This is a genomic window from Microcoleus pseudofavosus SVA1_A4, from assembly GCF_036700565.1.
Taxonomy (GTDB): Bacteria; Cyanobacteriota; Cyanobacteriia; order Cyanobacteriales; family Microcoleaceae; genus Microcoleus.
This window is the reverse complement of sequence record NZ_JAUBPE010000194.1, coordinates 1-1,204: the sequence shown is the minus strand read 5'-3', so window position 1 is coordinate 1,204 and position 1,204 is coordinate 1. Positions and strand designations below refer to the sequence as shown.

Genomic DNA, 1,204 nt, shown 5'->3' with positions numbered 1-1,204 from the left:
ATCTACCGAAACCTAAACCTATTCATATTCACTCATTTATTTATTATACATCGCCGATGTTATTAAATTTTCATTCCTTAGCACTACTCAAATCGGTATTGCTTAAATTAGCACCGCTTAAATTAGCACGACTCAAATTAGCACCACTCAAATCGGTATCGCTTAAGTAAATACCAGAGAAATCCCTTTTGCCTGTTTGGTAATGATTTAAAAGTTCCTGAGTATCCATATCGTGAGCCTCTACAACCAAATCAAAAATTATCAATATTAACTTAACGTCGGCAGACTTCCAGCAGCGATCACACTAACTTATTACCGTTTAGCACTTGTACGATGCGTCAGGGAAAATAAATCTCCAATTTGAGAACAGGACTTGCCCTGAGGCAGTGTTATCGAACCTTTAGCTAACGAGGCCGAGCTTCAATAGCAAAATTAGCCATTTTAACCAGTTTAATCACAAGGCTTAGATGTAGGGTGCGTCAAATTGAAATTGATTTTAGATGAAAGAATAATTTTACTTATGACACACCCTACATCTTACAAATCCCCCTACCTCCTCACTGGCTGAAATCCCTGCACAAAACTCACCCAGCGCGGTACTTTATTACCTGTAATATCTAGGATGGGAACGTTGAAACTGCTGACAGAGGGGCGACCGATTTCACCAGCCGAAAAAGTAACATTCGTAGGTTCCGACTTACCTAAACCATAGGCAATAACTATTTGATTAGCAAGTCGGCAGGTTATTTCAAAACTTCCCATATTAATCCTGCCACCTCCAGCCGCGTAATTCCAAGTAATACCGGGTGTTACATTCCCCGATTGACACATAAAGTGGGTGACTTCAAACATTTTGGCAATGTGAACATCATATCGCCTTAAGCGTCCTCCATAGGCCGATGCTGTGGTATCGCTTTCTGGTACTACAATCGAGCCAAATCCTTCGTCAAAACCAAGCTCCATCGGCAGTGCTGTGGAACTTGCTAGCGGTTGATTCGTTTGGGGTTGTACGCGAGTCTGTGACATCTGTACTGGTTTGACAAATTGACTATTAGCGCGAATAAAACAACCTTGCGCCGCACCAGCAGTGTAGTTTTTTCCTACAAAAAGCCAAGGTAAACGCCTGGTAAGTAGCTCAACAAAATTAATTACACAAATCAACTAATATGATATACTGAAAATATCAAGTTGTATTCAAAGAAAT

Annotated in this window: 2 protein-coding genes; both read right to left on the bottom strand. The window is 40.4% G+C overall.

Features of this window, described 5'->3' with window-relative positions; genetic code table 11:
• Positions 1-70 precede the first annotated feature (70 nt).
• Positions 71-229, bottom strand: a complete 159-nt coding sequence (locus QUA02_RS33435) for a pentapeptide repeat-containing protein (protein ID WP_333034025.1) — start codon at positions 227-229, stop codon at positions 71-73.
• A gap of 320 nt (positions 230-549) precedes the next feature.
• Positions 550-1,026, bottom strand: coding sequence for a hypothetical protein (locus QUA02_RS33430; RefSeq protein WP_333034023.1), 477 nt, complete (start codon positions 1,024-1,026; stop codon positions 550-552).
• Between the last annotated feature and the right edge of the window lie 178 nt (positions 1,027-1,204).

Excerpts from the sequence above, each read along its gene's own strand:
- QUA02_RS33430 (WP_333034023.1), bottom strand. The coding sequence starts at position 1,026 with ATGTCACAGACTCGCGTACAACCCCAAACGAATCAACCGCTAGCAAGT.
- QUA02_RS33435 (WP_333034025.1), bottom strand. The coding sequence starts at position 229 with ATGGATACTCAGGAACTTTTAAATCATTACCAAACAGGCAAAAGGGAT.